This window comes from Mycobacterium sp. FW102-FHT13B02 (assembly GCF_058790275.1).
In genome coordinates this window covers 1-2,784 of sequence record NZ_JBYTCM010000060.1, presented here as the reverse complement: position 1 = coordinate 2,784, position 2,784 = coordinate 1, and the positions used below count along the sequence as shown (strand labels likewise).

The window sequence follows — 2,784 nt, the reverse complement described above, 5'->3', positions numbered from 1 at the left end:
GCACGCCAGCAGGCCCGATGAAATGAAGGAGAACAGTGCCGAATACAGCACACACGAATATAGACCGTCCGCCAGTCCCCGAGGCGGTGTCCGCATGAGCATCCAGCCCGAGGTGAGCATCGAGGTCGAATGGCATGAGATTCATGCGACCTGGACCGACATCACCCATACAGGCCTGACCTACGCGACGGTCGCCGACGCCAACGAGGAACTCGCACTCCTGGCGGCCGCCAACAAAGCAGACTTGGGCGCCGTCCTGGCCCCCGACACCGACAGCCAGGTCGCCGGGGCGCTGGCCGTGACCATCACCCGCCCCGACTTCGATGCGACCTACATCCCCAAGTACGTCCTGTCGTACGCTCCCGCGCACGCCTGAGCCATCCACCGCGGAGACGATCATGGCATTCACTCAGCACTTCGAATTCAGCTGCGCAGGTGAGGAATCCGAAGCCAACCGCCAGTCAGCGACCGATTCGGCGGCCACGACCGTAACCGCCGGGCCGACGCCCGACCTGGCAGATTACGACATCATTTTGGTGAACAGTTCAGCTGGAAAGGATTCGCAAGCCAGTCTGGACGTCGTGGTCGAAAAGGCCCGCGCCGCCGGAGTTCTCGACCGCGTCGTGGTCGTCCACGCCGACCTGGGCGACGTCGAATGGGACGGCGTACCCGAACTGGCCGCCGAACATGCCGCACACTACGGGCTCCGATTCGAGGTCGTCCGTCGAGACGAGACCATCTTGGACCGCGTCGTCCAGCGCGGCCGCTGGCCAGATGCGGCCAGACGCTGGTGCACCAGCGACCACAAACGCGGCCCCATCCGCACCGTCATGACCCGACTGGTCGCCGAGCTGCGCGACAGCGGCCAGGTGACAGGCCGACCCGTCACCCTGCTCAACGTCATGGGCCTGCGGGCCCAGGAATCGGCGGCCCGGGCCCGCCGCACGCCGTACGCCCCGAACGTCCCAGCGAGCAACGGCCGCCGCACCGTCGACGAGTGGTACCCAATCCATCACTTCAGCGCCGAGCAGGTATGGGAGCGCATCGCCGCCGCCGGCACCCGCCCCCACCCGGCATATCAGGCAGGAATGTCCCGGCTGAGCTGCCGATTCTGCGTATTGGCCAGCCGCGCCGACCTCGTGTGCTCAGCCCGCATCAACCCCGAACTGGCGGACCGCTACGCAGCAGTCGAACGCCAAGTGGGACACAAGTTTCGGGCCGACCTCACGATGGCCGACATCATCGCCGAAGCCCGCGACGAGCAGGCCCAACTGGCCCTCATTCCGCTGGCTGACATCGCCTGACACGAGGCAAAGACAACTGTGGCCGGTGAGCGAGCTCACCGGCCACATCTGCTACTGGGGATAGGTCGCACCAGGCGGCGACGGCCGCCGATCCGGAATCCAGACCCCCGGCGAAATCTCCTCGTACGAATGCATCCAATACGGCGGCAACGGCTGCTCCGGTGTCGGCTTCCACAACACCACACCCTGATCCCCGTGGATGCCCTCGATCGTCGAAAAAGGCATGCCCGAGGTCAGATTCGCCTGCGTCTCCGGAATGTACGGCGGATATTGGGGTGTCGCCCCGCCCGGCTGCGCCGGGATCACCGGATCGTTGAGAACCGGCTGCTGCGGGACCGGTCCGGTCGTTCCGTACGCCGCCGACTGCACACCACCGGAGGAACCACCCGAGCCTGACGACCCAGGCACATCCGTCTTGAGCTGCTTGCTGTTCTGCTGCTCGGCACCGCCGTACGCATCCAAACTTGTCCGAATCTTGCCGGCCACCCGGTCGGCGTAGTCGCCCAGGCGCTCGCCGGCCTCATGCCGGGCCTTGAGCACGTCCGCCAAGCCCGCGCCGACCGTCGACGACCCGATCTTGCCGAACGCCGCCCGTGCCTGAGTCAGCGTCGCCTCGTTCGTCGACAACTTGTGGCGAGCTTGCGGAGCTTCCTGCTCCCACCACGACGCGTGGTCATGCCACGCGTCGTAATCGATCACCGTCGAATTCGCCATATCCCGCCCTTTCCACGCAGATGGACCGATCCTGTCCGAAGCCTAAGCAGCCCCACCCCGCCTACGCATCGGTCATTTCGCACCAATTCCCACGGCCTGCACCACCCACCCAGCGGCGGCGGCCCCACACTGCGCGAAAAAACGCTCCACCGTGACTTACGAGCCTGTCTGAATTACACAAAACCGCAATACTTCGGACAGCGCTCCCCGCTCTCCGAGCGCGGAAGCAGCCATTGTTGGCGCCACTCGAATGCTTCCGTCGCATTCAGCGTCGGCCCTGCCCAGCGGACCACGCACGGCACCACGCCGCAGCGCCATAAGCCCTGGTAGCGACAGGCGTGAGGCACTTGTGACGCCGCAGAGAAAATCCTCGAACGATATCAAATGACCATCGCATAGGCCATTTATCCATCATAAAATAATAGAAATACCCGCACCGCCCGACAAAATACGAGGAAGTGATAAACAATGCCGCCAGTAACAATCTACACAAAGCCGCATTGTGTGCAATGTGACGCCGCAAAACGCGCGCTCGACAAAGCGGGAATCACCTACACCGTCGTCGACATCAGCGCCGACCCCGCCGCGCACAGCTACATCACCTCGCTGGGCTACCTGCAGGCCCCCGTCCTGGTCACGCCCCTCGGGCACTGGTCGGGGTTTCGCCCCGATCGCATCAAAGCCCTGGCCAATGAGGAAATATTGTCATCTGATGCAACATTGGTTGGGTAGCAATGTTGTCCGTTGTAGCAGGTCGGGCGCCGGG

The 2,784-nt window shown here is 64.2% G+C and carries 4 protein-coding genes; 3 read left to right on the top strand and 1 reads right to left on the bottom strand.

Annotated elements, in window-relative coordinates; translation table 11 throughout:
* The first annotated feature begins 94 nt into the window (after positions 1-94).
* Together AC3WTE_RS32535 and AC3WTE_RS32530 are read left to right on the top strand one after the other, a co-directional pair.
* The gene (locus AC3WTE_RS32535; RefSeq protein WP_492443744.1) at positions 95-376 is read left to right on the top strand and encodes a hypothetical protein; all 282 of its coding nucleotides are present in this window, start codon (positions 95-97) and stop codon (positions 374-376) included.
* Positions 377-398: 22 nt separating this feature from the next.
* Positions 399-1,304 carry a phosphoadenosine phosphosulfate reductase domain-containing protein gene (locus AC3WTE_RS32530; protein ID WP_492443742.1) on the top strand — a complete coding sequence of 302 codons (906 nt, stop codon included), beginning with the start codon at positions 399-401 and terminating at the stop codon, positions 1,302-1,304.
* 51 nt (positions 1,305-1,355) lie between these two features.
* On the opposite strand, the gene AC3WTE_RS32525 is transcribed toward AC3WTE_RS32530, so the two are convergent.
* Positions 1,356-2,018, bottom strand: coding sequence for a hypothetical protein (locus AC3WTE_RS32525; protein WP_492443740.1), 663 nt, complete (start codon positions 2,016-2,018; stop codon positions 1,356-1,358).
* A 468-nt stretch (positions 2,019-2,486) separates the two neighbouring features.
* Between AC3WTE_RS32525 and nrdH the strand changes: the two genes are divergently transcribed.
* Positions 2,487-2,750, top strand: coding sequence for a glutaredoxin-like protein NrdH (nrdH, locus tag AC3WTE_RS32520; protein ID WP_492443738.1), 264 nt, complete (start codon positions 2,487-2,489; stop codon positions 2,748-2,750).
* The last annotated feature ends 34 nt before the right edge of the window (positions 2,751-2,784 follow it).

Coding starts and splice junctions, on each gene's coding strand:
- AC3WTE_RS32535 (WP_492443744.1), top strand. CDS start 95: ATGAGCATCCAGCCCGAGGTGAGCATCGAGGTCGAATGGCATGAGATT.
- nrdH (WP_492443738.1), top strand. CDS start 2,487: ATGCCGCCAGTAACAATCTACACAAAGCCGCATTGTGTGCAATGTGAC.
- AC3WTE_RS32530 (WP_492443742.1), top strand. CDS start 399: ATGGCATTCACTCAGCACTTCGAATTCAGCTGCGCAGGTGAGGAATCC.
- AC3WTE_RS32525 (WP_492443740.1), bottom strand. CDS start 2,018: ATGGCGAATTCGACGGTGATCGATTACGACGCGTGGCATGACCACGCG.